22 protein-coding genes and 1 other RNA gene are annotated in these 24,497 nt (G+C 64.2%); 12 read left to right on the top strand and 11 right to left on the bottom strand.

What is annotated here, in order from left to right; translation table 11 throughout:
- Positions 1-11: 11 nt before the first annotated feature.
- The 5 genes from pstS to ASC45_RS12855 form a co-directional block, all read right to left on the bottom strand.
- Positions 12-1,094: a phosphate ABC transporter substrate-binding protein PstS gene (pstS, locus tag ASC45_RS12875; protein WP_082454410.1), complete on the bottom strand. Its 1,083-nt coding sequence runs from the start codon at positions 1,092-1,094 to the stop codon at positions 12-14.
- A 163-nt stretch (positions 1,095-1,257) separates the two neighbouring features.
- Positions 1,258-2,577: a phosphoglucosamine mutase gene (glmM, locus tag ASC45_RS12870; protein WP_055451441.1), complete on the bottom strand. Its 1,320-nt coding sequence runs from the start codon at positions 2,575-2,577 to the stop codon at positions 1,258-1,260.
- A 44-nt stretch (positions 2,578-2,621) separates the two neighbouring features.
- Positions 2,622-3,449 (bottom strand): dihydropteroate synthase, encoded by an 828-nt coding sequence (gene folP / locus ASC45_RS12865; protein WP_055451547.1) that lies wholly within the window; start codon positions 3,447-3,449, stop codon positions 2,622-2,624.
- A 98-nt stretch (positions 3,450-3,547) separates the two neighbouring features.
- Positions 3,548-5,455, bottom strand: coding sequence for an ATP-dependent zinc metalloprotease FtsH (ftsH, locus tag ASC45_RS12860; RefSeq protein WP_055451440.1), 1,908 nt, complete (start codon positions 5,453-5,455; stop codon positions 3,548-3,550).
- Positions 5,456-5,636: 181 nt separating this feature from the next.
- The gene (locus ASC45_RS12855) at positions 5,637-6,287 is read right to left on the bottom strand and encodes an RlmE family RNA methyltransferase (RefSeq protein ID WP_055451439.1); all 651 of its coding nucleotides are present in this window, start codon (positions 6,285-6,287) and stop codon (positions 5,637-5,639) included.
- A 69-nt stretch (positions 6,288-6,356) separates the two neighbouring features.
- Between ASC45_RS12855 and ASC45_RS12850 the strand changes: the two genes are divergently transcribed.
- A complete protein-coding gene (locus ASC45_RS12850; RefSeq protein WP_055451546.1) occupies positions 6,357-6,848 on the top strand; it encodes a YhbY family RNA-binding protein in 492 nt (163 codons plus the stop codon).
- A 26-nt stretch (positions 6,849-6,874) separates the two neighbouring features.
- Here ASC45_RS12850 and ASC45_RS12845 read toward each other — a convergent pair whose 3' ends face one another.
- From ASC45_RS12845 to carA, 5 genes are all read right to left on the bottom strand, one after another.
- Positions 6,875-7,300 carry a DUF4149 domain-containing protein gene (locus ASC45_RS12845; RefSeq protein ID WP_055451438.1) on the bottom strand — a complete coding sequence of 142 codons (426 nt, stop codon included), beginning with the start codon at positions 7,298-7,300 and terminating at the stop codon, positions 6,875-6,877.
- Complete coding sequence (greA, locus tag ASC45_RS12840; protein WP_055451437.1) at positions 7,297-7,770, bottom strand: transcription elongation factor GreA; 474 nt, start codon at positions 7,768-7,770, stop codon at positions 7,297-7,299. Before greA ends, ASC45_RS12845 begins: the two co-directional genes overlap by 4 nt.
- A gap of 88 nt (positions 7,771-7,858) precedes the next feature.
- Positions 7,859-11,083 (bottom strand): carbamoyl-phosphate synthase large subunit, encoded by a 3,225-nt coding sequence (gene carB, locus ASC45_RS12835; RefSeq protein WP_055451436.1) that lies wholly within the window; start codon positions 11,081-11,083, stop codon positions 7,859-7,861.
- Positions 11,084-11,119: 36 nt separating this feature from the next.
- Positions 11,120-11,806, bottom strand: coding sequence for a leucine efflux protein LeuE (leuE, locus tag ASC45_RS12830; RefSeq protein WP_055451435.1), 687 nt, complete (start codon positions 11,804-11,806; stop codon positions 11,120-11,122).
- A gap of 14 nt (positions 11,807-11,820) precedes the next feature.
- Entirely contained in the window at positions 11,821-12,972 is a 1,152-nt protein-coding gene (carA, locus tag ASC45_RS12825) for a glutamine-hydrolyzing carbamoyl-phosphate synthase small subunit (protein WP_055451434.1), read from the bottom strand.
- A gap of 189 nt (positions 12,973-13,161) precedes the next feature.
- On the opposite strand from carA, the gene ASC45_RS16170 reads away from it, so the two are divergent.
- Positions 13,162-13,965, top strand: coding sequence for an energy transducer TonB (locus ASC45_RS16170; protein WP_055451433.1), 804 nt, complete (start codon positions 13,162-13,164; stop codon positions 13,963-13,965).
- On the opposite strand, the gene ASC45_RS12815 is transcribed toward ASC45_RS16170, so the two are convergent.
- A complete protein-coding gene (locus tag ASC45_RS12815) occupies positions 13,958-15,586 on the bottom strand; it encodes an isovaleryl-CoA dehydrogenase (RefSeq protein WP_055451432.1) in 1,629 nt (542 codons plus the stop codon). The genes ASC45_RS16170 and ASC45_RS12815 overlap by 8 nt on opposite strands.
- Positions 15,587-15,729: 143 nt before the next feature.
- On the opposite strand from ASC45_RS12815, the gene ASC45_RS12810 reads away from it, so the two are divergent.
- From ASC45_RS12810 to ASC45_RS12770, 10 genes are all read left to right on the top strand, one after another.
- Positions 15,730-17,529, top strand: a complete 1,800-nt coding sequence (locus tag ASC45_RS12810; RefSeq protein ID WP_055451431.1) for a glycosyltransferase family 39 protein — start codon at positions 15,730-15,732, stop codon at positions 17,527-17,529.
- Positions 17,526-17,897, top strand: coding sequence for an SMR family transporter (locus ASC45_RS12805; RefSeq protein ID WP_055451430.1), 372 nt, complete (start codon positions 17,526-17,528; stop codon positions 17,895-17,897). The genes ASC45_RS12810 and ASC45_RS12805 overlap by 4 nt, the downstream gene beginning before the upstream one ends.
- A gap of 10 nt (positions 17,898-17,907) precedes the next feature.
- Positions 17,908-19,044, top strand: a complete 1,137-nt coding sequence (locus ASC45_RS12800) for a DegT/DnrJ/EryC1/StrS family aminotransferase (RefSeq protein WP_055451429.1) — start codon at positions 17,908-17,910, stop codon at positions 19,042-19,044.
- On the top strand, positions 19,041-20,063 hold the full coding sequence (locus tag ASC45_RS12795; RefSeq protein ID WP_055451428.1) for a glycosyltransferase: 1,023 nt from the start codon (positions 19,041-19,043) through the stop codon (positions 20,061-20,063). The genes ASC45_RS12800 and ASC45_RS12795 overlap by 4 nt, the downstream gene beginning before the upstream one ends.
- Entirely contained in the window at positions 20,060-20,989 is a 930-nt protein-coding gene (locus tag ASC45_RS12790; protein WP_055451427.1) for a formyltransferase, read from the top strand. Before ASC45_RS12795 ends, ASC45_RS12790 begins: the two co-directional genes overlap by 4 nt.
- Positions 20,986-22,041 carry a bifunctional UDP-4-keto-pentose/UDP-xylose synthase gene (locus tag ASC45_RS12785; RefSeq protein ID WP_055451426.1) on the top strand — a complete coding sequence of 352 codons (1,056 nt, stop codon included), beginning with the start codon at positions 20,986-20,988 and terminating at the stop codon, positions 22,039-22,041. Before ASC45_RS12790 ends, ASC45_RS12785 begins: the two co-directional genes overlap by 4 nt.
- Positions 22,042-22,072: 31 nt before the next feature.
- An RNA gene (ffs, locus tag ASC45_RS15570) (signal recognition particle sRNA small type) lies at positions 22,073-22,171 on the top strand.
- 162 nt (positions 22,172-22,333) lie between these two features.
- On the top strand, positions 22,334-22,663 hold the full coding sequence (trxA, locus tag ASC45_RS12780; protein ID WP_055451425.1) for a thioredoxin TrxA: 330 nt from the start codon (positions 22,334-22,336) through the stop codon (positions 22,661-22,663).
- 208 nt (positions 22,664-22,871) lie between these two features.
- On the top strand, positions 22,872-24,134 hold the full coding sequence (gene rho / locus ASC45_RS12775; protein WP_055451424.1) for a transcription termination factor Rho: 1,263 nt from the start codon (positions 22,872-22,874) through the stop codon (positions 24,132-24,134).
- Between the two features lie 98 nt (positions 24,135-24,232).
- Positions 24,233-24,493, top strand: coding sequence for a type B 50S ribosomal protein L31 (locus tag ASC45_RS12770; protein ID WP_055451423.1), 261 nt, complete (start codon positions 24,233-24,235; stop codon positions 24,491-24,493).
- Positions 24,494-24,497: the final 4 nt, after the last annotated feature.

Raw genomic sequence — 24,497 nt, 5'->3', positions numbered from 1 at the left:
TACGGTCAGTGTTACTGGATCTTGGCGATCTGCGCCTTGCTCAGTTCCTGAATGCGCGCAGGCAGGGCGATGAAGCGCACTTGTTCAAGATACTTGGCCGCGTTGCCGCCCTTGGTTTCCACCGCCCAGCCGAGAAACTCGCGGATGGCCTTGGCGGTTTCGGGGTTGGCCTGCTTGGTGTTGACGATGGCGTATTCGTAATTGATGATGGGATAAGAGTCGGCTCCGTCGGAGAACACCAGGCTCAAACGCTCATCGGCCGGTGTCTTGGCGATCAGGCCCGAGGCCGCCGCACTCACCGTCTTGGCGGTCGGCAGGAGGAAGTGACCAGCCTTGTTCTTGATCATCGCGGTGCCCAGGCCGGCCTTGGCGATTTCCTTGTGGAAGCTCACGCCGATGTAGGCGACCGAGTAAGGCGTCTGCTGGCAGGCCTGCACCATGCCGGGGTTGCCGTTGGCACCCACCCCGCCCTGCACCGCAGGCCAGGAGATGGACGTGCCGAAGCCGACGCTGTCATTCCACTTGGGCGTGGAGAACGAGAGGTACTGGCTGAAGATGAAGGTATCGCCACTGCCGTCGGTGCGGTGGATGGGCACGATGGTGTGATTGGGCAGCTTGACGCCGGGGTTCAGCGCCTTGATGGCGGCGTCGTCCCAGTTCTTGATGCTGCCGTCGTAGATGCCGGCCAGCACCGGCCCGTCGAGCTTGAGGTGCTTGTTGTTCAGACCGGGCACGTTGTAGTTGATGGTCTGGGCGGAGATGGCCAGGGGAATGTTGACGATGCTGGGGTTCTGCTTGATCTGCGCATCGGCCATGTAGGCGTCGGATGCGCCGATCTGCGCCACGCCGGAAATCGCTTCGGCGATGCCAGTGCCGCTGCCGGTGCCCTGGGTGGTGATCTTCACATCGGGGTGGGCCTTGGTGTAGTCGGGCACCCAGAGGTTGAACAGCGGGTAGAGCAGTGTGGAGCCGGTTTCCAGCAGGGTGATCTGGGAGGCTTGGGCGGGCAGCGCGAACAGACCAGAGGCGAGGGTCAGACCAGCAACAGCCAGACCGGCCTTGAGCTGGGTGCGACGGGACAGATTCAGGGACATCGTATTTCTCCGAAGGGACATTCCCCGCACTGACGGCGAGGGCTGGACGGCATTTCAGACGCCCAATATGACAACTCCGTGATACGTATGTCTTGTTACGACTGTCACAACATGACCCTGAAAAATCAAGGCCTTGCGCTGCTTTACCGGGTCACCCTGGGCCTCACTCGAGCAACGCCGCCTTGAGCGCGGAGGCCACGCGCGCGCCCTGTTCCTGCTCGGCATGCTCGACCATGATGCGCAGCACCGGTTCGGTACCGGAGGGACGGATGAGCACGCGACCACTGCCGTTGATCTGCGCCTCTGCTGCGGCGCGAGCCTGGGCAAAACCGGCGTGGTTCTTCCAGTCGAGGCCCTGAGGCAGCTTGACGTTGAGCAGTGTCTGGGAAAAAAGCTGTACCGCCTGCAGTTGTTCGCCCAGGCTGCGGCCCGTGCGCACCACCAGTTCGAGCATCTGCAAGGCGGCGACGATGCCGTCTCCGGTTGTGTGCCGATCGAGCAACAGCATGTGACCCGAGCCCTCGCCACCGAGTTGCCAGCCTCGGGCCAGCAGTTCCTCGAGCACATAGCGGTCGCCCACCGCGGCGCGCACGAATTCCATACCCTGCTGCTGCAGCGCCTTCTCAACGGCCATATTGGTCATCAGCGTGCCCACCACACCTGCGGGCTTGCGATCCATGGCCAGCAGATAGAGCAGTTCATCGCCGTTGAACAGGCGTCCGTGGCGATCGACGAGTTGCAGCCGGTCGGCATCGCCGTCGAGTGCGATGCCGTAATCGGCATGGTTGGCCCGCACCGCGCGGATCAGGGCGTCGGGTGCGGTGGCGCCAACGTCTTTGTTGATGTTGAACCCGTCGGGATGCGCGCCGATGGAGATGACTTCGGCACCCAACTCGTGGAACACCGAGGGCGCGATGTGATAGGCCGCGCCGTGGGCGCAGTCCACCACCAGACGCAGCCCCTTGAGGGTGAGGTGATTCGGAAAGGTGCTCTTGCAGAATTCGATGTAGCGCCCCGCGGCATCGTCGAGGCGCCGGGCTTTGCCGAGCTGCTCGGAGGGCACGCAACCCTCGGCCTCAGCCAAAGTGGCTTCGACTTCAAGCTCCCAGACATCCGGCAGCTTGCTGCCGCCAGACGAGAAGAATTTGATGCCGTTATCGGCGAACGGGTTGTGCGAGGCGCTGATCACCACCCCAAGATCGAGCCTTAGCGCGCGGGTGAGGTAGGCCACACCAGGCGTCGGCAGCGGCCCCACCAGCACCACATCGCAACCGGCGGCGATGAAGCCGCATTCCAGCGCCGCTTCGAGCATGTAGCCCGAAATGCGGGTGTCCTTGCCGATTAGCACTGTCGGCCTCTGCACCCCCTGATTGCGCAACACCTTGCCCGCGGCATGCCCAAGGCGCATGCCGAACTCCGGCACGATCGGGCTCTTGCCCACGTGGCCACGAACCCCATCGGTCCCGAAATACTTTCTGCTCATGCTTGCTCCGTCCAAGTTGAGATGTCCATCTGCGGCACGCGGCCTCAACGATCCAGGGCGCACCACACTTTCAATGCATCCACCGTCGGCGCGACATCATGCACACGCACGATGTCGGCGCCACCTGCGACGCAGACCATCGCTGCCGCCAGGCTGCCGGCCAAGCGGGCCGACACCTCGCGCCCCGTCAGGGCGCCGATCATGGATTTACGCGAAACCCCTATCAGCAGCGGGTAACCAGATTGTGCGATCTCGGGCAGCCGTTTCGCCAAGGTCAGATTGTGATCGAGCGTCTTGCCAAATCCAAACCCCGGATCGAGGGCGATTCTCGACCGTGCGATGCCAGCCGCCTCGGCCGCAGCGGCGCGCGCCAGCAAAAAATCGCGCACTTCGGCCAGCACGTCGGCGTAGTGCGGCGACTGCTGCATCGACTCCGGGTCGCCCTGCATGTGCATCAGGCAGACCCCCGCGGTCGAACCGGCAACCGCCTCCAGGCCGCCGGGCCGTTGCAGGGCATGGATGTCGTTGATGATGTCCACGCCGAGGTCCAGCGCACGCCGCATGGTTTCGGGCTGATAGGTATCGACCGACACCGGCACGTTCCATCGCACCACTTCTTCGAGCACCGGGCCGATCCGGGCCCACTCCTGCGCGTGCGTCAGGCGCGGAGAACCGGGCCGTGACGACTCGCCGCCAACGTCCAGAATGTCCGCCCCCTCGTCGATCAGCAGCCGTGCATGTTGCAGGGCCTGGCGCGCGTCCGCATGCTGCCCGCCGTCGGAAAAGGAGTCGGGCGTGACATTGACGATGCCCATGACCAGCGGCCGCTGTAGAGACAAAGTGAATCGACCGGCTTGCCAGTGCCTTGCCATGAAAACGCGCTCCATGAAAAAGCCCGGTCGAGGACCGGGCTGTGTACTGCTCGTGGTTCGGCTCAAACCATGTGAGCCGTCGCAACTCAGAAGCCTTCTCAGGCCGCCGTGGCCGACGGAGCGTCGGTTGCCGAACCCGTCGCCGGGGCCGAAGGCGTGCGGGGCGCCGAAGTCGGCCCGCTGCTGGGCGGCAGCTTGGGCGGCCTGGGCTCGCGTCCGGCCATGATGTCGGCCAGTTGCTCGGAGTCGATGGTTTCCCATTCGAGCAAGGCAGCCGCCATGGCGTGCATCTTGTCCTTGTTTTCTTCGATCAGGCGGCGCGCCAGGGCGTACTGCTCGTCGATGATGCGGCGGATTTCGGAATCGACCTTCTGCATGGTCTGCTCGGAGACGTGCGTGGTCTTGGTGATGGACCTGCCCAGGAACACCTCGCCTTCGTTTTCCGCGTAAACCATGGGGCCGAGCGACTCGGTCATGCCGTAGCGGGTGACCATGTCACGAGCCAGTTGGGTGGCGCGCTCGAAGTCGTTGCTGGCGCCGGTCGTCATCTGGTTCATGAAGACTTCCTCGGCGATGCGGCCGCCGAAAAGCACCGAGATCATGTTGAGCATGCGGTCACGATCCATGCTGTAGCGATCGTTCTCCGGCAACTGCATGGTGACGCCCAGCGCACGGCCACGAGGAATGATGGTGACCTTGTGCACCGGATCGGTCTTGGGCAGCAGCATGGCCACCAGCGCGTGACCGGACTCGTGATAGGCGGTATTGCGGCGCTCTTCCTCGGGCATGACCATGCCCTTGCGCTCGGCGCCCATCATGATCTTGTCCTTGGCACGCTCGAAATCTTCCATTTCGACCACGCGCGCGCTGCGGCGGGCGGCGAACAAGGCCGCTTCATTGACCAGATTGGCCAGGTCAGCGCCCGAGAAGCCCGGGGTGCCGCGCGCCAGGATGTCGGCACGGATGTCGGTGCCGACAGGAATCTTGCGCATGTGGACCTGGAGAATCTGCTCCCGGCCGCGGATATCGGGCAGGGTGACGTAGACCTGCCGGTCGAAACGACCTGGGCGCAGCAGGGCCGGGTCGAGAATGTCGGGACGGTTGGTCGCGGCAATCACGATCACGCCCAGATTGGTCTCGAAGCCGTCCATCTCGACCAGCATCTGGTTGAGGGTCTGCTCGCGTTCGTCGTTGCCACCACCCAGGCCTGCGCCGCGATGGCGACCCACGGCGTCGATTTCATCGACGAAGATGATGCAGGGCGCGTGCTTCTTGGCGTTCTCGAACATGTCGCGCACACGGGCCGCACCGACGCCGACGAACATCTCGACGAAGTCGGAACCCGAAATGGTGAAGAACGGCACCTTGGCTTCGCCTGCAATGCTCTTGGCCAGCAGCGTCTTGCCGGTACCGGGCGGGCCGACGAGCAGCACGCCGCGCGGAATGCGGCCGCCGAGTTTCTGGAATTTTTGGGGATCCTTGAGGAAGTCCACCAGTTCCTTCACGTCTTCCTTGGCCTCGTCGCAACCGGCGACGTCGGCAAAGGTCACGTTGTTGCTCGATTCATCCAGCAGACGGGCCTTGGACTTGCCGAAGCTGAAGGCACCGCCACGCCCACCGCCCTGCATCTGGCGCATGAAATAGACCCACACGCCGATCAGCAGCAGCATGGGGAACCAGGAAATGAAGATCTGCGTCAGGAACGATTGCTCCTGACGGGGAGCGCCGACGACCTCGACACCGTCTTTCACCAGATCGCCGACCATCCACAGATCGCCGGGCGAAGTGAGATTGAAGCGGCGCCCTTCGGTGGTCGTGACATCCAGAATGCCGCTCTGGTGCACGATGACCTTCTTGATGCGGCCGGCCTTGGCGTCCTGCATGAACTGGGTGTAGCTCACGGCATCCGCCGACTGCTCGGGACGGTCGAACTGCTTGAAGACCGTGAACAGGACGAGCCCGATCACGAGCCAGATCGCAATTTTGGAAAACCATTGATTATTCAAAACCAACCTCCCGAAGCAAAGCAAGCGCAGATGCCAGACATGAAGCCCATTTTAGGCATTTCAAGAGTGCGAGCGCGGCGATTGTGGAAAACCGATCCGACAAAATGGGCTATTGATTTAGCCAATCCGATCGAATTTGACAAAAAGCAACTCTGCGTTGCACTCTCCCTACGTCAGCGCTTCATTCGGGAGCTCTTTTTAGTGTGCGAGCCAGAAGGAAGGTTTCCGCGGACTTGTCGCGCGAAGCCTGCGGCTTGACGGCCTTGACCTGCTGAAACACGAGTTTGAACGCTTTCACGATCTGGCTGTAATAGCTGCCGTGAAAGGTCTTGATCACCATGGCGCCCTGAGGCTGTAGCCACCGCTGGGCAAAGTCGAGCGCCAGTTCGCTCAAGTGCTCGATTCTCGCCGCGTCGGCCGACGGTATGCCGGTGAGGTTGGGCGCCATGTCGGATAACACCACATCGACCTTGCGCCCTTCGAGCAGCGCCTCGAGCTGGCCGACCACGGCCTCCTCGCGAAAGTCGCCCTGAAGAAAGTGCACGTCGGGCACCGGTTCCATCGGCAACAGATCCAGCGCAAGAATGGTGCCCTGCACCACGCCGCCACGCATCAGCCGGTTGCGCGCGTACTGCGACCACGAGCCCGGCGTGCTGCCCAGGTCGACCACGATCTGCCCAGGGCGCAACAGCCCCTCGGCCTCGTCGATCTCCTTGAGCTTGTAGGCGGCGCGGGCCCGATAGCCTTCGCGCTGCGCCAGTTTCACATAGGGATCGTTGAGGTGATCCTGCAGCCAGGCTTTGCTGAACTTGTTTTTCTTCGCACTCGACATGGGTTCTTCAGGGACAATAGAGGGCCAGACTGACATACGGTGCTGCTGCCCGCGCCGCACACAAGCAACATGACCACATTGGAACTCACTCCGCCTTTCCGAAGCAGCCTGCGCGCCCAGGCACACGGGCTCAAACCCGTCGTGCTGATCGGCGAGCAAGGGCTCAACCCCGCCAATCTGGCGGAAATCGACGTTGCGCTCAAGGCCCACGAACTGATCAAGGTGCGCGTTTTCGGCGACGACGCCGCGGCTCGGCTGGCGATGCAACACACCATTTGCGATGCTCTGGGAGCGGCCCCGGTGCAGGCGATCGGCAAGCTGCTGGTGCTGTATCGGCCACGTCCGAAAGCGCCCAAACAGATTTCTGACGAAGAGATTCAGGACACCAAACGCGGCAAGTCGCCCCGAACCGTCAAGGTGGTGGTGCCATCGAGCAGCCCCACCCACCGGGCCAAGGTCAAACGCGTCACCCTGCTGGGCAATCAACGCCTGACCGCCACGGGCAAGGTCAAGCGCGCCAAACCACGTCTGACCAGCGCGAAAAAATCCTCACATCGCTGAAGCGCCCGCACAAAGCGCAAAGCGCTTCAGCCCGCCAAACGTCGCGCGGGCAGACGCCAGACGTAGGCGGCCACGCACAGCGCCTGCAGCGAGAACACCAGGCTGGCGATGCCGTGCCACATGCCCGCCTGCGGTGAATGGCTGTAGGCAGCCTGCAGCAGCCGGGGCACCACGCCGAACTCACCCAGGACGGCAAAGAACACGCCCCCCAGCGGCAGCAGTTGGTCTGGCGACATCGCCTTGTTCTCGGCAAAGCGTTCGAGCGAGGCGATCAGCACGCCGAAGACGATGGCGGCCAGCGCCATGATGTAGAACATGCGGCTGGCCACGGCGGCGGCGATCATTTTCTCGGGCACCGTGGCGAATGCCGTCGGCGCGCCGATGAGACCGACAGCCGTCATGCCGCCCAGCCAGAGCGCAGCAAGAAACCAGCGCGTGCGCAGGCTCGTCATTTGTAGTGAACCGCCAGAATTTCGTAGTGGCGCACGCCGCCCGGCGCGGCGACCTGGGCGACATCGCCCGACTCCTTGCCGATCAGCGCCCGCGCGATGGGGGAGTTGATGGAAATGCGCCCCTGCTTCAGATCGGCTTCATCGTCGCCCACGATCTGATAGGTGATTTCGTCGCCGCTGGATTCGTCGCTCAACTCGACCGTGGCGCCGAACACAACGCGGCCATCGGCCTGCAGTTCGCTCGGGTCGATGATCTGCGCCGTTCCTAGCTTGGCTTCGATGTCGGCGATCCGCCCTTCGATGAAACCCTGCTTGTCTCGGGCCGCGTCATATTCGGCATTTTCGGAAAGATCGCCTTGCGCACGCGCCTCGGCGATCGCCTGGATCACCGCCGGTCGTTCGATGGTCTTGAGACGATGCAGCTCTTGCTTGAGTTGTTCCGCGCCTTTGCGCGTCATGGGGGTCGCCATGGATGGGCCTCCGTCATGCTGTGAAAAAAGCCGTGAAAAAAACGAGCACCGCAGCGGCTTGCGCTGCGGTGCTCGATGCGGGCGGATTTTACGCCGTCGCGAAGGATTGCAAAGGGTAGACCGCGATTTTCTGCAGTTGTTTCATGCCTTCGACGGCGGCCAGGGCACCCGAAATCGTGGTGTAGGTCGTGACCCGCGCGGCCAGCGCCGAGGTACGGATAGCGCGTGAATCGGCGATGGCATTGCGCCGCTCCTCCACCGTGTTGATCACCAGCACGATTTCGTCGTTCTTGAGCATGTCCACGATGTTGGGGCGGCCTTCGGTGACTTTGTTGATCACCTGAACCTCGACCCCGGCCGCGGCGATGGCGGCCGCGGTGCCGCGCGTGGCCACCACGCCGAAGCCCATGGCCACCAACTGCCGCGCCACTTCCACGGCGTCGGGCTTGTCGCTCTGCTTGACCGAAAGAAACACCTTCCCACCCGCCTTGGGATCAGGAAGACGCGTGCCCGCCGCGAGCTGCGACTTGACGAAGGCCTCGCCGAAGGTCTGCCCCACACCCATGACTTCGCCGGTGGACTTCATCTCGGGACCGAGGATGGGGTCGACGCCGGGGAACTTGCTGAAGGGGAACACCGCCTCCTTCACACAGTAGTAAGGCGGCGTGACTTCGCGGGCTATGCCTTGCTGCGCCAGCGTCTGACCGGCCATGCAGCGCGCCGCGATCTTGGCAAGCTGCAAGCCCGTGGCCTTGGAGACGTAGGGCACGGTACGAGAGGCCCGCGGGTTCACTTCGAGCAGGAAGATGCGATCCTCGCCGTCCTGTTGCTGGATGGCGAACTGCACATTCATCAGACCGACGACCTGCAGCCCGTGGGCAAGCTTGACCGTCTGCTCCTTGATGCGCGCCACCGTGGCGGCCGACAGCGAGTACGGCGGCAGCGAGCAGGCCGAGTCGCCGCTGTGCACCCCGGCCTGCTCGATGTGCTCCATGACGCCGCCGATGAACACCTGGGTGCCGTCGCTGATGGCGTCGACATCGCATTCGATGGCGTCATTGAGAAAGCGATCGAGCAGCACCGGCGAGTCGTGGCTGACCTTCACCGCCTCGCGCATGTAGCGCTCGAGGTCGCGCTGTTCGTGCACGATCTCCATGGCACGACCGCCCAGCACGTAGCTAGGACGCACGACCAGCGGGTAGCCGATTTCCTCGGCCCGCGCCAGCGCCTCGGCTTCCGAGCGCGCGGTGCGGTTGGGCGGCTGCAGCAGGCCGAGCTGCTCGACCAGATGCTGGAATCGCTCGCGGTCTTCGGCCATGTCGATCATGTCGGGACTGGTGCCGATGATGGGCACCCCATTGGCCTCCAGATCGAGCGCGAGCTTGAGCGGCGTCTGCCCGCCATATTGCACGATCACACCGACGGGCTGCTCCTTGTCGACAATCTCCAGCACGTCTTCGAGCGTGAGCGGCTCGAAATAAAGGCGGTCGGAAGTGTCGTAGTCGGTGGACACGGTCTCGGGATTGCAGTTGACCATGATGGTCTCGAAACCATCCTCGCGCATGGCCAGCGCCGCGTGCACGCAGCAGTAGTCGAACTCGATACCCTGCCCGATGCGGTTGGGCCCGCCGCCCAGCACCATGATCTTCTTGCGCTGGGTGGGCAGCGCCTCGCACTCCTCGTCGTAGGTCGAGTACAGATAGGCGGTCTCGGTGCCGAACTCGGCGGCGCAGGTGTCCACGCGCTTGAACACCGGCCGCACCTGCAGCGCACGGCGGCGCTCGCGCACGGCGGTCTCGGTGGTGTGCAGCAACTTGGCCAGGCGCCGATCGGAAAACCCCTTCTGCTTGAGCGCGTAGAGATGGTCGCGGTCGAGCTTGTCGAGGGTGTGGTGGCGTTCCAGATCCAGCTCGGTCTGCACGATGTCTTGTATCTGAGCCAGAAACCACGGGTCGATGCGGGTGAGCTGATGCACTTCGTCCAGGCTCATGCCCTGCGCAAAGGCGTCGCCCACGTACCAGATGCGCTCGGGGCCGGGCTCGCCCAGCTCCTTTTCCAGCACCTCGCGGTCCTGCGTCTTTTCGTTCATGCCATCGACGCCGACTTCGAGCCCACGCAGCGCTTTCTGGAAGCTCTCCTGGAAGGTCCGGCCCATGGCCATGACCTCGCCCACCGATTTCATCTGCGTGGTCAGACGCGAGTCGGCCTGGGGAAACTTCTCGAAGGCGAAGCGCGGCACCTTGGTGACCACGTAGTCGATGGTCGGCTCGAACGAGGCCGGCGTGACGCCGCCGGTGATGTCGTTGCGCAACTCATCCAGGGTGTAGCCCACGGCCAGCTTGGCCGCGATCTTGGCAATCGGAAAGCCGGTGGCCTTCGACGCCAGCGCCGAGGACCGGCTCACCCGCGGGTTCATCTCGATGACGATCAGGCGCCCGTCCTTGGGGTTTACCGCGAACTGCACGTTGGAGCCGCCGGTATCGACGCCGATCTCGCGCAGCACCGCGATGCTGGCGTTGCGCATGATCTGGTATTCCTTGTCGGTCAGGGTCTGCGCCGGGGCGACGGTGATCGAGTCGCCCGTGTGCACGCCCATCGGGTCGAGGTTTTCGATGGAACAGACGATGATGCAGTTGTCCGCGCTGTCGCGCACCACTTCCATCTCGAACTCTTTCCAGCCGATCAGCGATTCCTCGATGAGCAGTTCGCTGGTGGGCGAGGCCTCCAGGCCGCGCTTGCAGATGATCTCGAACTCTTCCGGGTTGTAGGCAATGCCGCCGCCGGTGCCACCCAGAGTGAAGCTGGGGCGGATGATGACCGGAAAGCCGATCGACTTCTGGACGCCCCAGGCTTCTTCCATGCTGTGCGCAATGCCCGAGCGCGCCGAGCCCAGGCCGATGCGCGTCATGGCCTGCTTGAACTTCTGGCGATCTTCGGCCATGTCGATGGCCGCGGGCTTGGCGCCGATCAGTTCCACGCCGTACTTGCCCAGCACGCCGTTGTGGTGCAGATCGAGCGCACAGTTCAGCGCGGTCTGCCCGCCCATGGTCGGCAGGATGGCGTCGGGCCGCTCCTTCTCGATGATGGTCTCGACCACCTGCCAGGTGATGGGCTCGATGTACGTCACGTCGGCCGTTTCCGGGTCGGTCATGATGGTGGCCGGGTTACTGTTGACCAGAATGACCTTGTAGCCTTCTTCACGCAGGGCCTTGCAGGCCTGGGCGCCCGAATAGTCGAACTCGCAGGCCTGGCCGATGATGATGGGGCCGGCCCCGATGATCAGAATGCTTTTTATGTCGCTGCGCTTGGGCATGGGCGAGTCTCTTTATGCAGATGAATTCAGGAAAAATCAGTGGGTTCTCGCCGTGGCTGCCAGCGCCAGCTTGACGCCGAAGCCCAAAAAGCCCGCGCCAGTCGCGCCCATCGTCAGGGCTGAAAGCCGACGCCTGCGACGGAAGGCGTCAGCGACCCTTGCACCGCCGAAAATCAGCACCGAGAGGTAGAGCGCGCTGAAAAACTGCACGATCAGCCCGAGTAGCAGGAACGACAGCGCCGGATGCGGGTAGTGCGGGTCGACGAACTGAATAAAGAACGAGACGAAAAACAGAATGGCCTTGGGGTTGAGCAGGCTGATGAACAAGGCCTTGCGAAACGGGCTCTCCAGCCGCTTGCCGCTCGGATGCGGTGGCATGTGAGCATAAGTGGCGGCATGGGCATGCAGACCGGTATCGGGCGTGCGCCAGCGCTTCCAGGCAGCGCGCAGCATGTTGATGCCCAGCCAACCCAGATAGAGCGCGCCTGCGGCCTGCACCAGGTGGTAGAGGGTCAGATTGGTTTCGAGCAGCGACGCCGCACCGGCGGCGGCCAGCACCATCAGCACCGTGTCGCCCAGAAACACGCCCATCGCCCCCAGATAGCCCTGGCGCACCCCGCGCTGTGCGGCCACGCTGAGCACATAGAGCGAGTTCGGCCCTGGCAGCAGGACGATGAAAATCACCCCGAGCACATAGGTCCACAGATTGACGACGCCGAACATCTGCAATCTCCTGCTCAGGCGCGATCCATCAGACCGACGAAGCGATCGAACAGATAGCCGATGTCGTGCGGGCCGGGGCTGGCCTCGGGGTGGCCCTGGAAGCAGAACGCCGGTTTGTCCTTCCAGGCCAGGCCCTGCAACGTGCCGTCGAACAGTGAGACATGCGTGGTGCGCACCGTGTCGGGCAGACTGGCCGCATCCACGGCGAAACCGTGGTTCTGGCTGGTGATGGACACCCGGCCGCTGTCCAGGTCTTTCACCGGATGGTTGGCGCCGTGATGACCGAACTTCATCTTGAACGTCTTGCCCCCAGCCGCCAGCCCCATGATCTGATGCCCGAGGCAGATACCGAAGGTCGGCACGCCGGCGGTGATGATCTGCTGCGTCGCCGCAATGGCGTAGTCACAGGGCTCCGGGTCGCCCGGGCCGTTGGAGAGAAACACGCCGTCGGGCCGCATCGCCAGCACCTCGGAGGCGGGCGTCTGCGCCGGCACCACCGTCACCCGGCAGCCCCGCGCAGCCAGCAGACGAAGGATGTTGTATTTCACGCCGAAGTCGTAGGCCACCACATGCCTGACGGGGCGATCCATCTCGCCATACCCCTCCTGCAGCGACCAGTCGGTCTGCGACCACTCGTAGGCCTTCGTCGTGGAGACGACGCGCGCCAGATCCATGCCGGCCAGACCGGCGAAACCGCGCGCAGCGCTTATCGCCGTCTGCACCACGACATCGGTGAGTTCCTGCCCGGCTTCCAGCGCCATGATGCAGCCGTTTTGCGCGCCGTGGGTGCGCAGGTGGCGCGTCAGGCGGCGGGTGTCGATACCGGCAATCGCCACCGTGCCCTGGGCGCGCAGATAGTCGCCGAGCGACTGCTGGCTGCGGTAGTTCGACAGCAGCGTGGGCAGGTCTTTGACGACAAGCCCGGCGGCGTGCACCTTGGCGGCCTCGACGTCTTGCGCATTGACACCGACATTGCCGATGTGCGGGTAGGTCAGAGTGACGATCTGGCGGCAGTAGCTCGGATCGGTCAGGATTTCCTGGTAGCCGGTGATCGAGGTGTTGAACACGACTTCGCCTACCGTCTGCCCCATCGCGCCTATCGAATGTCCGCGAAAAATCGAGCCGTCGGCGAGAACCAGGACGGCTTTGGGCAGCATGGGCAACATGAAAATTCTCCGGTGAGCGCCGGGATATTGGAATGGATCGGCGGCCTGACCGGTCGATCTGGGGCGTGTCCGAGGCAAGGGCTCCGAGAGCCATTTGCCCGTTCATCGCACCCCTTGGGAGGACGCCGCATCGCGCAGACGCCTCAGGCGCACAAAAGTGGACGGATTATATTCACGCCGTCTGCCGCGATGAACACGATTACCGCCCCCGCATTAGCCCCCCGCCCGTTTCCTCTGCTCGCGCTCGCGTTGGGGGTATTGCTCGCCCACGCCCTGTTTCTGGCGTGGTTGCTGTTCACCCCGCCCCCACCGCCCGACAAACCGGAGCAGCGCCTGGAATGGGTGAGCCTGATCAAGCCACCGCCCCGCACCGAGCCCACGCAGGCGCCACAGTTGCCGACGCCGCAACCGCCCCCCGCCCGCCCGACACCGCGCCCGGCGCCAACCCGGCCTGAGGCGCATCGCTCACCCGTGCATCGGGCCGAGCCCGCCAAGCCTGCGCCGCGTGTGGCGACGCAGGAGCCTGTCGCGCCAACGGCGCCGACCAAGGCCGCAGCCCCCACGACGATGCCAACCGCAGCCGCCCCGACGCCGCATCCCGCTCCTGCTTCGCCCAAGGCGCCGACGCCCGAGACGCTTGAGGCCGCGCACGCGACCGCACACCCCGCAACCGCCGCCTCCGCGCCGACCGTTGCGCCCCCCGTCGTGGAAACCGCGGCGTCCTATCAGGCCGACTATCTCGACAACCCGCCGCCGACCTATCCGCAGTTGTCGCGTCAGTTGGGCGAGGAAGGCACCGCCCTGCTCAAAGTTCAGGTCGGCTCGGACGGGCGGCCGCTGCAGATCCGGCTTCTGTCATCCACCGGCTTCCCCAGGCTGGATGAAGCCGCCGAGGCGGCGGTGGCGAAATGGCGCTTCGTCGCGGCGACTCGCAACGGACAGTCCATCACGTCCTGGGTGCTGGTGCCGGTCAAGTTCCGCATCCTCAACTGAGTAACGCCCGGTCCAAGATGGCCGCGCTGTCGCACGTAGTCGAGAGCGTGCCAAAGCCCCCGCCCCATTCGCCGCCCAGACGGGACGCGCAAAACGGCTCGGCAATGGCTTGCGGCGCGTGTTGCAGCAGCAGCGCGGCCTGCATGGCGAGCACGATATCGTGGCTGACGCTGCGGGCCTCGGCCTGCAGACCCTCGGGCTGTCGCAGCCTGGCCGCCAGACGCCGGACATGCGCGTCGAAGTGGGCGTTGCGCCCCTGGGCCGGGGCGAGTTCGGCCATCAGCGCATCGAGGGTGCGCGGGTTCTTGCCGAGCGCGCGCAGCACGTCCAGGCACATCACGTTGCCCGACCCCTCCCAGATGGAATTGACCGGCATTTCGCGGTAGATGCGCGCCTGCACGTCGTCTTCCACATAGCCGTTGCCGCCCAGCACTTCCATGGCCTCGGCGGCGAGCTCGGCACCGCGCTTGCAGATGCGGAACTTGGCCGCAGGCGTGAGCAGACGACGCAGCAGCGACTGCGCCTCGTCGTGCTGGGCGTCGAAGGCCTCGGCCAGACGCATGGCCAGGGCGATGGCCGCCTCCACTTCCAGCGCCATGTCAGCGAGCACGTTGCGCATCAGCGGCTGGTCGATCAGCGCCGCGCCGAAAGCCAGCCGATGCCGCGCATAGTGCACCGCCTGACTGAGCGCCTGGCGCATCAGGCCAGTGGTGCCCAGCACGCAATCGAGCCGGGTGTAGGTACCCATTTCCAGGATGGTGGGAACGCCGCGGCCTTCCGCGCCGAGCAGATGCCCCCAGGCCCCCTGGAACTCCACTTCCGACGAAGCGTTGGAGCGATTGCCGAGTTTGTCCTTGAGCCGCTGGATCAGCACCGGGTTCTTGCTGCCGTCGGGTACCCAGCGAGGCACGAAGAAGCAGCTCAATCCACCCGGGGTCTGCGCCAGCACGAGATGAGCGTCGCACTGCGGCGCGGAAAAAAACCATTTGTGGCCGGTCAGCCGCCAGCCGCCCGCGCCGTCGGGTTCGGCGCGGGTGGTGTTGGTGCGCAGATCGGAGCCGCCCTGTTTCTCGGTCATGCCCATGCCGATCAGCCCCCCGCGTTTCTGTGCCAGCGGCAGATCACGCGGGTCGTACTCGGGACGCAGCAGAACGGACAACGCCTCGCGTACGAGCCCGGCGTCACGCGCCAGCGCGGGTATCGCGCCATAGGTCATGGTGGTCGGACACATCGATCCGGCTTCGATCTGCGTCTGCAGGATGAAGCCCGCGGCCCGCGCCGCATGCGCTCCATGTCGAGCTTGCGCCCACGGCCCGGTGTGCAGGCCGCGCCGGGCGATGTCGGCCATCAAACCATGCCAGGCGGGGTGAAATTCGATCTCGTCGAGCCGATGGCCGCGCGCGTCGAAGCTGCGCAGAAGGGGCGGATACTGGTTGGCCAGATGCCCTAGCGCAAAGCTGGCCGCGGTGCCGAGTTCCTCGCCCTGGCGAGTGAGATCGGGCACGGCCCAGGCAGCGCCAGCCCGATCCACGGCCTCGCGCAGCGCCGGATCGGCGCCGAACAGGTTGTAATCCTGCAAGGGCGGGGCCTGATTGGTCACGGTGTGGGTGGGCCAGGTCATGTCGTCTCCTCCAAACAGCGATTTGCTGCGCTGATTGCACTCTCTTGCTCAGTCGGACGCAAGACTTGCCCCGTTACCATGCTCGGCTACCGTCGAATTTCCATTGCCTTACCCCGGCCAGGCCACGCCTTCGCCCTTCGTTCATGCCGCATTCCTCGTCAGACTTCGCTTCCTCCCACGCCGACCCGAGCCGCAACCTGACGCGCTGGCTGTTCGTCGGCCTCGTCATTCTCTGGTTGGGCACGCTGGGCTGGCGCGATCTGGTGCCCACCGATGAAGGGCGCTACGCCGAAATTCCGCGCGAAATGGTGGTTTCGGGCGACTGGGTCACGCCTCGGCTCGACGGCTTCAAGTACTTCGAGAAGCCGCCCCTGCAATATTGGGCGACGGCGGTGACTTACGAACTGTTCGGCTTCGGCGAGTGGCAGGCGCGGCTTTGGACCGGGCTCACCGGACTGCTGTCCATCGTGTTCGTCGGCTGGGCAGGCGGGCGACTGTTCAACCGGCGCACCGGAATCTTCGCTGCGGCAGTGCTGGCCAGCATGTTCTATTGGAACGCGATGAGCCACATCAACACGCTGGACATGGGCACCGCCGCCACCATGTCGGCCAGCCTGTTGGCGTTTCTTCTGGCACAGCGCCCAGACGCCAGCCGCGCACAGACCCGCGGGTGGATGTGGGCCTGCTGGGCATTCATGGCGCTGGCCGTGCTGTCGAAGGGGCTCATCGGCATCCTGCTGCCCGGAGCGGCCTTGGTGCTCTACACCCTGATCTACCGCGACTGGCGGCTGTGGACACGGCTTTACATCGTCAGCGGGCTGGTGGTCTTTCTGGCCATCGCCGCGCCCTGGTTCGTCTGGGTGCAGGTGCGCAACCCCGAGTTCTTCGACTACTTCTTCATCTACCAGCAGTTCACCCGCTTTCTCACCAACGAGCTCAAACGGCCCGGGCCCTGGTGGTATTTCATTCCCATCCTGATCCTGGGTGTTCTGCCCTGGCTGGGCAGTCTGGTCCCGGCCCTGATCGGCGGCGCCCGGCAACCGGCGCTGCGCGGCGCGGCCTTCGGCAGCGCGCAGGGCCGCACCCTCCACGCCCAGGGCATGCTGGTGATCTGGGCGGTGCTGATCTTCGTGTTCTTCAGCATTTCCAAATCGAAGCTGCCGTCGTACATCCTGCCCATCTTTCCGGCGCTGGCGCTGCTGATCGGCGACCATCTCGACCGAGCGCCCCGGGGTGCGCTGCGCTGGCAGTTCGCGCTGCTGGCCGTTCTCGGGCTGGCGGCGATGATCGGTTTCACGCAGTTGCATCGTTTTGGCAACGCCTACACCTCGGGCGCGCTGTATCAGCAATTCGGCTGGTGGCTTGAAGGCACGGCCGTGCTCGCGTTGCTTGGCGGTGTGGCAGCCTGGCGGCTGGAGGGACAGGCGCGGCGCACCGCGGCCGTACTGGTGGTCTGCGTGGCGATGACGCTGGGTTTTTCGCTGGGCATTCAGCAATTCCAGATTCTCGGGCGCACCGTGTCGACCAAGGACGTGGTACAGGCCATTCGCCCCTGGATTCATCCGGGGCAGCCGTTCTACGCCGTGGGCACTTACGACCAGACCCTGCCGTTCTACCTCGACCGCACGGTGACGCTGGTGGAGTATCAGGGCGAGCTGCATTTCGGCATCGCGCAGCAACCCAGCCTGTGGGTGCCCACCTATGCCGATTTCGCCAAACGCTGGACTGCGGATCGTCTGCCTCTGGCGCTGATGCCGCCCTCCACCCTGCCCGTGTTGCAAGACCTGCACATCCCCATGACGGTGATCTACCGCACGACCCGCTTCGTCGTCATCGCCAAGCCGGGACAGGACTATGGCGCTGCGGCGCAGGCTGCGGCCGCGCGTCTGCCTGCTGCATGGAACGAAGGCAAATCGCTCGTTGCCCCTGGAGGTCAACCATGAGCGCGGTGGCTTTCGCCCTGGTGCTCACCGGGGTGCTGCTCAATGCCGCGGCGCAGCTGCTCATCAAGTCGGGGGCGGAAACGGTGGGGCGCTTCAGCTTCACCGCAGGCAATATCTGGCACGCCGGGTTGCACTTCGCCCTGCAATGGCAGATTCTGCTGGGGCTGACGTTCTACGCGGTGTCGGTAGTGGTGTGGATTCTGGCGCTCACCCGGGTGCAGGTCTCCATCGCCTACCCGATGCTGTCGCTCGGCTATGTGGTCACCGCTTTTGCCGCGTGGTGGCTATTCGGCGAAGCGCTCACAGTGCAGAAACTCGTCGGCATCGCCATCATCATCGTGGGCGTCATCGTCGTCGCCCGAGCCTGATCGTCTGCGCATGAACCCTCAAGACATTCTTCCCTTCACTCGTCCCGAGATCGACGAAGACACCATCGCCGGTGTCGTCGAAGTGCTGCGTTCGGGCTGGATCACCACCGGGCCGTGGTGCGCGAAGTTCGAGCAGGCGCTGTCCGATTATTTCGGCGGCCGCCCGGTGCTCGCCTACGCCTCTGGCACGGTGACCATGGAGATTGCGCTGCGGCTGCTGGGCATCGGCCCGGGCGATGAGGTCATCACCACGCCGCTGTCCTGGGTGGCCACCAGCAACGTGATCCTCACGGTCGGGGCCACGCCGGTGTTCGCCGACATCGACCCCGTCACCCGCAACATCGATGCGAGCCGCATCGAGGCCGCCATCACCCCGCGCACGCGGGCGATCCTGCCGGTGCATCTGGCCGGACTGCCCGCCGATCTGGATGCGATCTACGCCATCGCGGCGCGGCACGGGCTGCGGGTGATCGAAGACGCGGCGCAGGCCATCGGCAGTATGTGGCAGGGGCAACGCATCGGCAGCTTCGGCGACTTCGCCTCGTTCAGCTTTCATCCCAACAAAAACATCACCTCCATCGAAGGTGGTTGTCTGGTGCTGCCCAGTGGCGCCGACGTCGATCTGGCCCGCAGGCTGCGGCTGCAAGGCGTGCAGCGCAGCGGACTCGACGGCATGGAGGTCGATGTCGTCGGCGGCAAGTCCAACCTCACCGACGTGGCCGCACGCGTGGGCTGGGGGCAGCTTCAGCGTGTGGACGAGTTCAACGCCCGCCGCCGCGAACTGGCGCGGCAGTACTTCGCCGCGTTCGACGCCCTGAACATCGAGGCACGCGGCATTCAATTGCCGCCGCGCGACTTCGCGCAGAGCAACTGGCACATGTTCCAGATCGTGCCGCCGCCGCAGGTTCAGCGAGCCGCACTGATGCAGGCGCTCAAGGACCGCGGCATCACCACCGGCGTGCACTATCCCGCCATCCATCTGTTCAGCCTGTACCGGGCGCGAGGCTTCAAGCCCGGCGACTTTCCCCACGCCGAAGCCGTGGGCGGGGCCATCCTCACCCTGCCGCTGTTCCCCGCCATGCAGGACAGCGACGTCACCCGCGTGACTTCGGCGCTCGACGCCGTGCTGCGACAATTCGGTCTATGACTCTGCACCCGCATCCCGCCGTTTCGGTGGTCGTCCCCGTCTACAACGAAGAGGCCGGACTCGCCGCCCTGTTCGCCCGCCTCTACCCCGCGCTCGATGCGCTGAACGAACCCTACGAGATCCTGTTCGTCAACGACGGCAGCCGCGACCGCTCCGCCGCCCTGCTGGCCGCGCAGCAACGCCTGCGCCCGGACGTCACCCGCGTGGTGCTGTTCAACGGCAACTACGGCCAGCACATGGCCATCCTGGCCGGTTTCGAGCACACCCGCGCGCCCATCGTCGTCACCCTCGACGCCGACCTGCAGAACCCGCCGGAGGAAATCGGTCGCCTGGTCGCGAAGATGCGCGAGGGCTACGACTACGTCGGCACCATACGCCGCATGCGCCAGGACAGCTGGTTCCGCCGCAACGCGAGCAAAGCCATGAACTGGACGCGCGAGAAGATCACCAGCGTGCGCATGACCGACCAGGGCTGCATGCTGCGCGCCTATGGCCGCGACGTGGTGGACACGGTAAACCGCTGCACCGAGTCCAACACCTTCGTTCCCGCTCTGGCCTACACCTTCGCGCTCAAACCCACCGAGATCGAAGTGGCGCACGAGGAGCGGCAGGCGGGCGACTCGAAGTATTCGCTGTTCAAGCTCATCCGGCTGAACTTCGACCTGGTCACCGGGTTTTCGCTGGTGCCGCTGCAGCTCATGTCGTACTCGGGCATCCTGCTGTCGCTCGCCTCCGGCGCGCTGTTCCTCTACCTCATGGTGCAGCGCTTCGTCGAAGGCTCGCAGGTGCAGGGCGTGTTCACCCTGTTCGCCATCACCTTCTTCCTGCTCGGCGTGGTGCTGTTCAGCATCGGCCTTCTGGGCGAATACATCGGGCGCATCTACGAGCAGGTGCGCGGTCGTCCGCGCTACCTGGTGCAGGCCGTGCTGCAGGATATGCCGCCCGAGCCCGGCGTGTTCGTCCCGCAACCGCTTGCCACGCCCCAAGCCGAGCCCTCCTCCGCTGTCAGGCTGCCGTGAAAGCCGTCGTCTTCGCCTATCACAACGTCGGCGTACGCTGCCTCAAGACGCTGCTGGCGCGCGGCGTGCAGGTCAATCTCGTCGTCACCCACCCCGACAGCCCGGGCGAAACGCTCTGGTTCGATCGCGTGGCCGATGTCGCCGCCGAGGCCGGCATTCCGGTGATCCTGGTCGACGAGACGGTGGACAATTCGATCATCGACCGCGTCGTGGCGCTCGCCCCCGACTATCTGTTTTCCTTCTATTTCCGTCGCATGCTGCCCGCGCGGCTCCTGGCCGCGGCACGCATCGCCGCGTTGAACATGCATGGCTCGCTGTTGCCCAGATACCGGGGTCGTGTGCCGGTGAACTGGGCCGTGCTGCACGGTGAAACCGAGACCGGCGCCACGCTGCACGTCATGGAGATCAAGCCCGACGCGGGCGACATCGTCGCGCAGCAAGCCGTGCCCATCCTGCCCGACGATACGGCCAAGGACGTATTCGACAAGGTCACGGTCGCCGCCGAAATGACGCTGTGGAACGTGCTGCCGAAACTGCAGCGCGGCGAGGTGCCGCGTCGCGCCAACGACCTGGCCGCGGGCAGCTACTTCGGCGGACGCAAGCCCGAAGATGGCCGCATCGACTGGGCTCAACCCGCGCAGGCCATCTACAACCTCATCCGCGCCGTGGCCCCGCCCTACCCTGGTGCCTTCTTCGAGCTGCAAGGCAGACGGTTCATCGTCGCCCGCGCGCGGCTGGCGCGCCCCGATCTGACCGCTCAGCTTCCCGCCCGTGCAGCACCAGGCCTGCATTGGGCGCAAGGTCAACTTCTGGCCAAGGCAGGTGATGGCGGCGTCATCCACATCCGCGAACTTTGGCTTGCCGAGCAGCCCGGCAAGCCACTGAGCGCACAACAACTATCGGAACTCGCAAGGCTTCAACCATGAAAAAAATCCTCATCCTCGGCGTCAACGGCTTCATCGGTCACCATCTGTCCAAGCGCATCCTCGCCACCACCAACTGGCAGGTGTACGGCATGGACATGAACACCGACCGCATCGACGATCTGCTGCCGAATCCGCGCTTCAAGTTCTTCGAAGGCGACATCACCATCAATAAAGAGTGGATCGAGTACCACGTGCGTAAATGCGACGTGATCCTACCGCTGGTGGCCATCGCCACGCCCGCCACCTATGTGAAGGCGCCGCTGCGGGTGTTCGAACTCGACTTCGAGGCCAACCTGCCCATCGTGCGCGCCGCAGTGAAGCACAAGAAGCATCTGGTGTTTCCGTCCACATCCGAGGTCTACGGCATGAGCAGCGATGCCGAGTTCGACCCCGAGAACTCGCCGCTGACCTACGGCCCGATCAACAAGCCACGCTGGATTTACGCCTGCTCCAAGCAGTTGATGGACCGCGTCATCGCCGCCTACGGCCAGCAGGAAGGCCTGAACTACACCCTGTTCCGCCCGTTCAACTGGATCGGCGCCGGGCTCGACACCATCTTTTCCGCCAAGGAGGGCAGTTCACGCGTGGTCACCCAGTTCCTGGGGCACATCGTGCGCGGCGAGAGCATCAGCCTGGTCGATGGCGGCCAGCAAAAGCGCGCGTTCACAGACATCGACGACGGCATCGACGCACTGATGAAAATCATCGAAAACAAGGACGGCGTGGCCAGCGGCCAGATTTACAACATCGGCAACCCGGCCAATAACCACTCCATCCGCGAGTTGGCCGAGCGCATGCTGCGCCTGGCCGCCGAGATTCCCGAATACGCCGCATCCGCTGGGCAGGTCAAACTAGTGGAGACCAGCTCCGGCGCCTACTACGGCAAGGGCTACCAAGACGTGCAGAACCGCGTGCCCAAGATCGTCAACACCATGCGCGATCTGCAATGGGCGCCCAAGGCCGATCTGGACACGGCTCTGCGCAAGATTTTCGACGCCTACCGCGGCCAGATCGCGCAGGCGCGCGCCCTGATGGACGAGACCGGCAACTGATCCACCGGCCCGTTGTCTTAGAATGCAATGTGACGGGCCGCCTCGCATCGCGGCGCGGTGAACCGGGTCAGGTCGGGAACGAAGCAGCCACAGCCGTTTACCGTGAGTGCCGGGGGAACGGCTCGTCACCCTCATACCCCCTGAAGGCTTGTGTGCCGCGTCATCTGACGGTCTGATCGCCTGCGATCTCCAGCTTTCACCTTGACTCTGATGCTGAATCCATGAGCCATGTTCAGCGCCACAGTCGCAATTTGTGTCAAAATCCCCCGCAATTCTTTCCAACGAGGTGACCATGGCTAGCGAACTGATCAAACACACCAATGACGCGGATTTCGAGCAGGATGTGCTGAAATCGGGCGTTCCCGTTCTGGTGGATTTCTGGGCCGAGTGGTGCGGTCCGTGCCGCATGATCGCGCCCACGCTCGACGAGATGGCCAGCGAATACCAGGGCAAGCTGGCGATCATGAAAGTGAACGTCGATGAAAACCGCACCATTCCGGCGAAATTCGGCATTCGCGGCATCCCGACGCTGCTGCTGTTCAAGAACGGCGAACTCGCCGGCAACAAGGTCGGTGCCGCCTCGAAGTCTCAATTGACGGCCTTCGTCGACGCTCATCTATAATTTTGTCCATAGCGCGGTCACCCCACCGCGCAAAATCCCCAGACTGAACAGCTGCTCCAGGCTGTTCAGCCGCCGTGATACCCCCTGCACGGCCACGTCCCGCCCTCACGGTTCCCACGTTTTTCTTCGCTGCCGCCGCGTGCCGAACTGACGCACGCACCGTCTGACGACAAGGTCCGACGCAGCCGCTCCTCCCCGAGTTTTCACCATGCATCTGTCCGAACTCAAAGCGACGCACGTCTCCAAACTGCTCGAAATGGCGCAGTCCCTGGAGATCGAGAACGCAAGCCGACTGCGCAAGCAGGAGCTGATGTTTGCCATCCTCAAGCGCGTGGCCCGCAACGGCGAACAGGTCTTCGGCGACGGCTGCCTCGAGGTTCTGCCCGACGGCTTCGGTTTTCTGCGCGCGCCCGAATCGAGCTACATGGCGTCGCCCGACGACATCTACATTTCGCCCAGCCAGATCCGCCGCTTCAACCTGCATACCGGCGACTCGATCGAAGGCGAAGTGCGGGTGCCCAAGGATGGCGAGCGCTACTTCGCGCTGGTCAAGGTGGACCGCGTCAACGGCGTGAGCCCGGAGGAAAACAAGAACAAGATCATGTTCGAGAACCTCACGCCGCTGTTCCCCACGGAACATCTGCGTCTGGAACGCGACATCAAGGGCGAGGAAAACATCATCGGCCGGGTGATCGACATCATCGCCCCGATCGGCAAGGGCCAGCGCGGCCTGCTGGTCGCCCCGCCCAAGAGCGGCAAGACCGTGATGCTGCAGGCTCTGGCCCATGCCATCACGTCCAATCACCCTGAAGTCGTGCTCATCGTGCTGCTGATCGACGAGCGGCCGGAAGAAGTGACCGAAATGCAGCGCTCGGTGCGTGGCGAGGTCGTCAGTTCCACCTTTGACGAACCCGCCGTGCGACATGTGCAGGTCGCCGAAATGGTGATCGAAAAGGCCAAGCGTCTGGTCGAGCTGAAGAAGGACGTGGTCATTCTGCTCGACTCCATCACCCGCCTGGCCCGGGCCTACAACACCGTCGTGCCGACCTCGGGCAAGATCCTCACCGGCGGCGTGGATGCCAATGCGCTGCAGCGCCCCAAGCGCTTTTTCGGAGCGGCGCGCAACATTGAAGAAGGTGGGTCGCTGACCATCATCGGCACCGCGCTGGTCGATACCGGCAGCCGCATGGACGAAGTAATCTACGAAGAGTTCAAGGGCACCGGCAATATGGAAATCCACCTGGATCGCCGCCTGTCGGAAAAGCGTGTCTACCCTGCCATGCTCATCAACCGCTCGGGCACGCGCCGCGAAGAACTGTTGCTCAAGCCCGAAATCCTGCAGAAAGCCTGGATTCTGCGCAAGCTGCTCTACCCGATGGACGAGATCCAGGCGATGGAGTTCCTGCTCGACAAGATGAAGCAAACCAAGAACAACGCCGAATTCTTCGATCTAATGCGACGGGGCGGTTGAGCGTCTGACGAAATCTGCGATAATTGCGCGTTTTGCCAAGTACCGACGGCTCGACTCAACGGCCTGTTTGGCGGCTAGCGTTTCATCAAGGAACCCCCATGAAATCAGGAATCCACCCCGAATACCGCGAAGTCTGTTTCCTCGACCTGTCCACCGGCTCGAAGATCATCATTTCATCCACCGCGCAGACCCGCGAGACCATCAAGCTCGACGACGGCCGCGAAGTGCCGCTGTACAAGGTGGAAACCAGCGCCGAGTCGCACCCCTTCTACACCGGCCAGCAAAAGAGCGTGGATACACTGGGCGGCCGCGTCGAGAAGTTCCGCCAGAAATTCGCCAAGGCAACCGGCAAGGCCTGAGCGC

Origin of the sequence: Thiomonas bhubaneswarensis, assembly GCF_001418255.1 — a bacterium.
Classification (GTDB): Bacteria; Pseudomonadota; Gammaproteobacteria; order Burkholderiales; family Burkholderiaceae_C; genus Thiomonas; species Thiomonas bhubaneswarensis.
Note: the sequence above shows the minus strand (reverse complement) of the source record. Positions and strands in the feature narration are given on the sequence as shown.

Coding starts and splice junctions, on each gene's coding strand:
- ASC45_RS12770 (WP_055451423.1), top strand. CDS start 24,233: ATGAAATCAGGAATCCACCCCGAATACCGCGAAGTCTGTTTCCTCGAC.
- ASC45_RS12850 (WP_055451546.1), top strand. CDS start 6,357: ATGACCACATTGGAACTCACTCCGCCTTTCCGAAGCAGCCTGCGCGCC.
- rho (WP_055451424.1), top strand. CDS start 22,872: ATGCATCTGTCCGAACTCAAAGCGACGCACGTCTCCAAACTGCTCGAA.
- carA (WP_055451434.1), bottom strand. CDS start 12,972: ATGTTGCCCATGCTGCCCAAAGCCGTCCTGGTTCTCGCCGACGGCTCG.
- ASC45_RS12810 (WP_055451431.1), top strand. CDS start 15,730: ATGCCGCATTCCTCGTCAGACTTCGCTTCCTCCCACGCCGACCCGAGC.
- ASC45_RS16170 (WP_055451433.1), top strand. CDS start 13,162: ATGAACACGATTACCGCCCCCGCATTAGCCCCCCGCCCGTTTCCTCTG.
- trxA (WP_055451425.1), top strand. CDS start 22,334: ATGGCTAGCGAACTGATCAAACACACCAATGACGCGGATTTCGAGCAG.
- folP (WP_055451547.1), bottom strand. CDS start 3,449: ATGGCAAGGCACTGGCAAGCCGGTCGATTCACTTTGTCTCTACAGCGG.
- ASC45_RS12785 (WP_055451426.1), top strand. CDS start 20,986: ATGAAAAAAATCCTCATCCTCGGCGTCAACGGCTTCATCGGTCACCAT.
- glmM (WP_055451441.1), bottom strand. CDS start 2,577: ATGAGCAGAAAGTATTTCGGGACCGATGGGGTTCGTGGCCACGTGGGC.
- ASC45_RS12795 (WP_055451428.1), top strand. CDS start 19,041: ATGACTCTGCACCCGCATCCCGCCGTTTCGGTGGTCGTCCCCGTCTAC.
- ASC45_RS12855 (WP_055451439.1), bottom strand. CDS start 6,287: ATGTCGAGTGCGAAGAAAAACAAGTTCAGCAAAGCCTGGCTGCAGGAT.
- ASC45_RS12805 (WP_055451430.1), top strand. CDS start 17,526: ATGAGCGCGGTGGCTTTCGCCCTGGTGCTCACCGGGGTGCTGCTCAAT.
- carB (WP_055451436.1), bottom strand. CDS start 11,083: ATGCCCAAGCGCAGCGACATAAAAAGCATTCTGATCATCGGGGCCGGC.
- leuE (WP_055451435.1), bottom strand. CDS start 11,806: ATGTTCGGCGTCGTCAATCTGTGGACCTATGTGCTCGGGGTGATTTTC.
- ASC45_RS12845 (WP_055451438.1), bottom strand. CDS start 7,300: ATGACGAGCCTGCGCACGCGCTGGTTTCTTGCTGCGCTCTGGCTGGGC.
- ASC45_RS12815 (WP_055451432.1), bottom strand. CDS start 15,586: ATGACCTGGCCCACCCACACCGTGACCAATCAGGCCCCGCCCTTGCAG.
- pstS (WP_082454410.1), bottom strand. CDS start 1,094: ATGTCCCTGAATCTGTCCCGTCGCACCCAGCTCAAGGCCGGTCTGGCT.
- greA (WP_055451437.1), bottom strand. CDS start 7,770: ATGGCGACCCCCATGACGCGCAAAGGCGCGGAACAACTCAAGCAAGAG.
- ASC45_RS12800 (WP_055451429.1), top strand. CDS start 17,908: ATGAACCCTCAAGACATTCTTCCCTTCACTCGTCCCGAGATCGACGAA.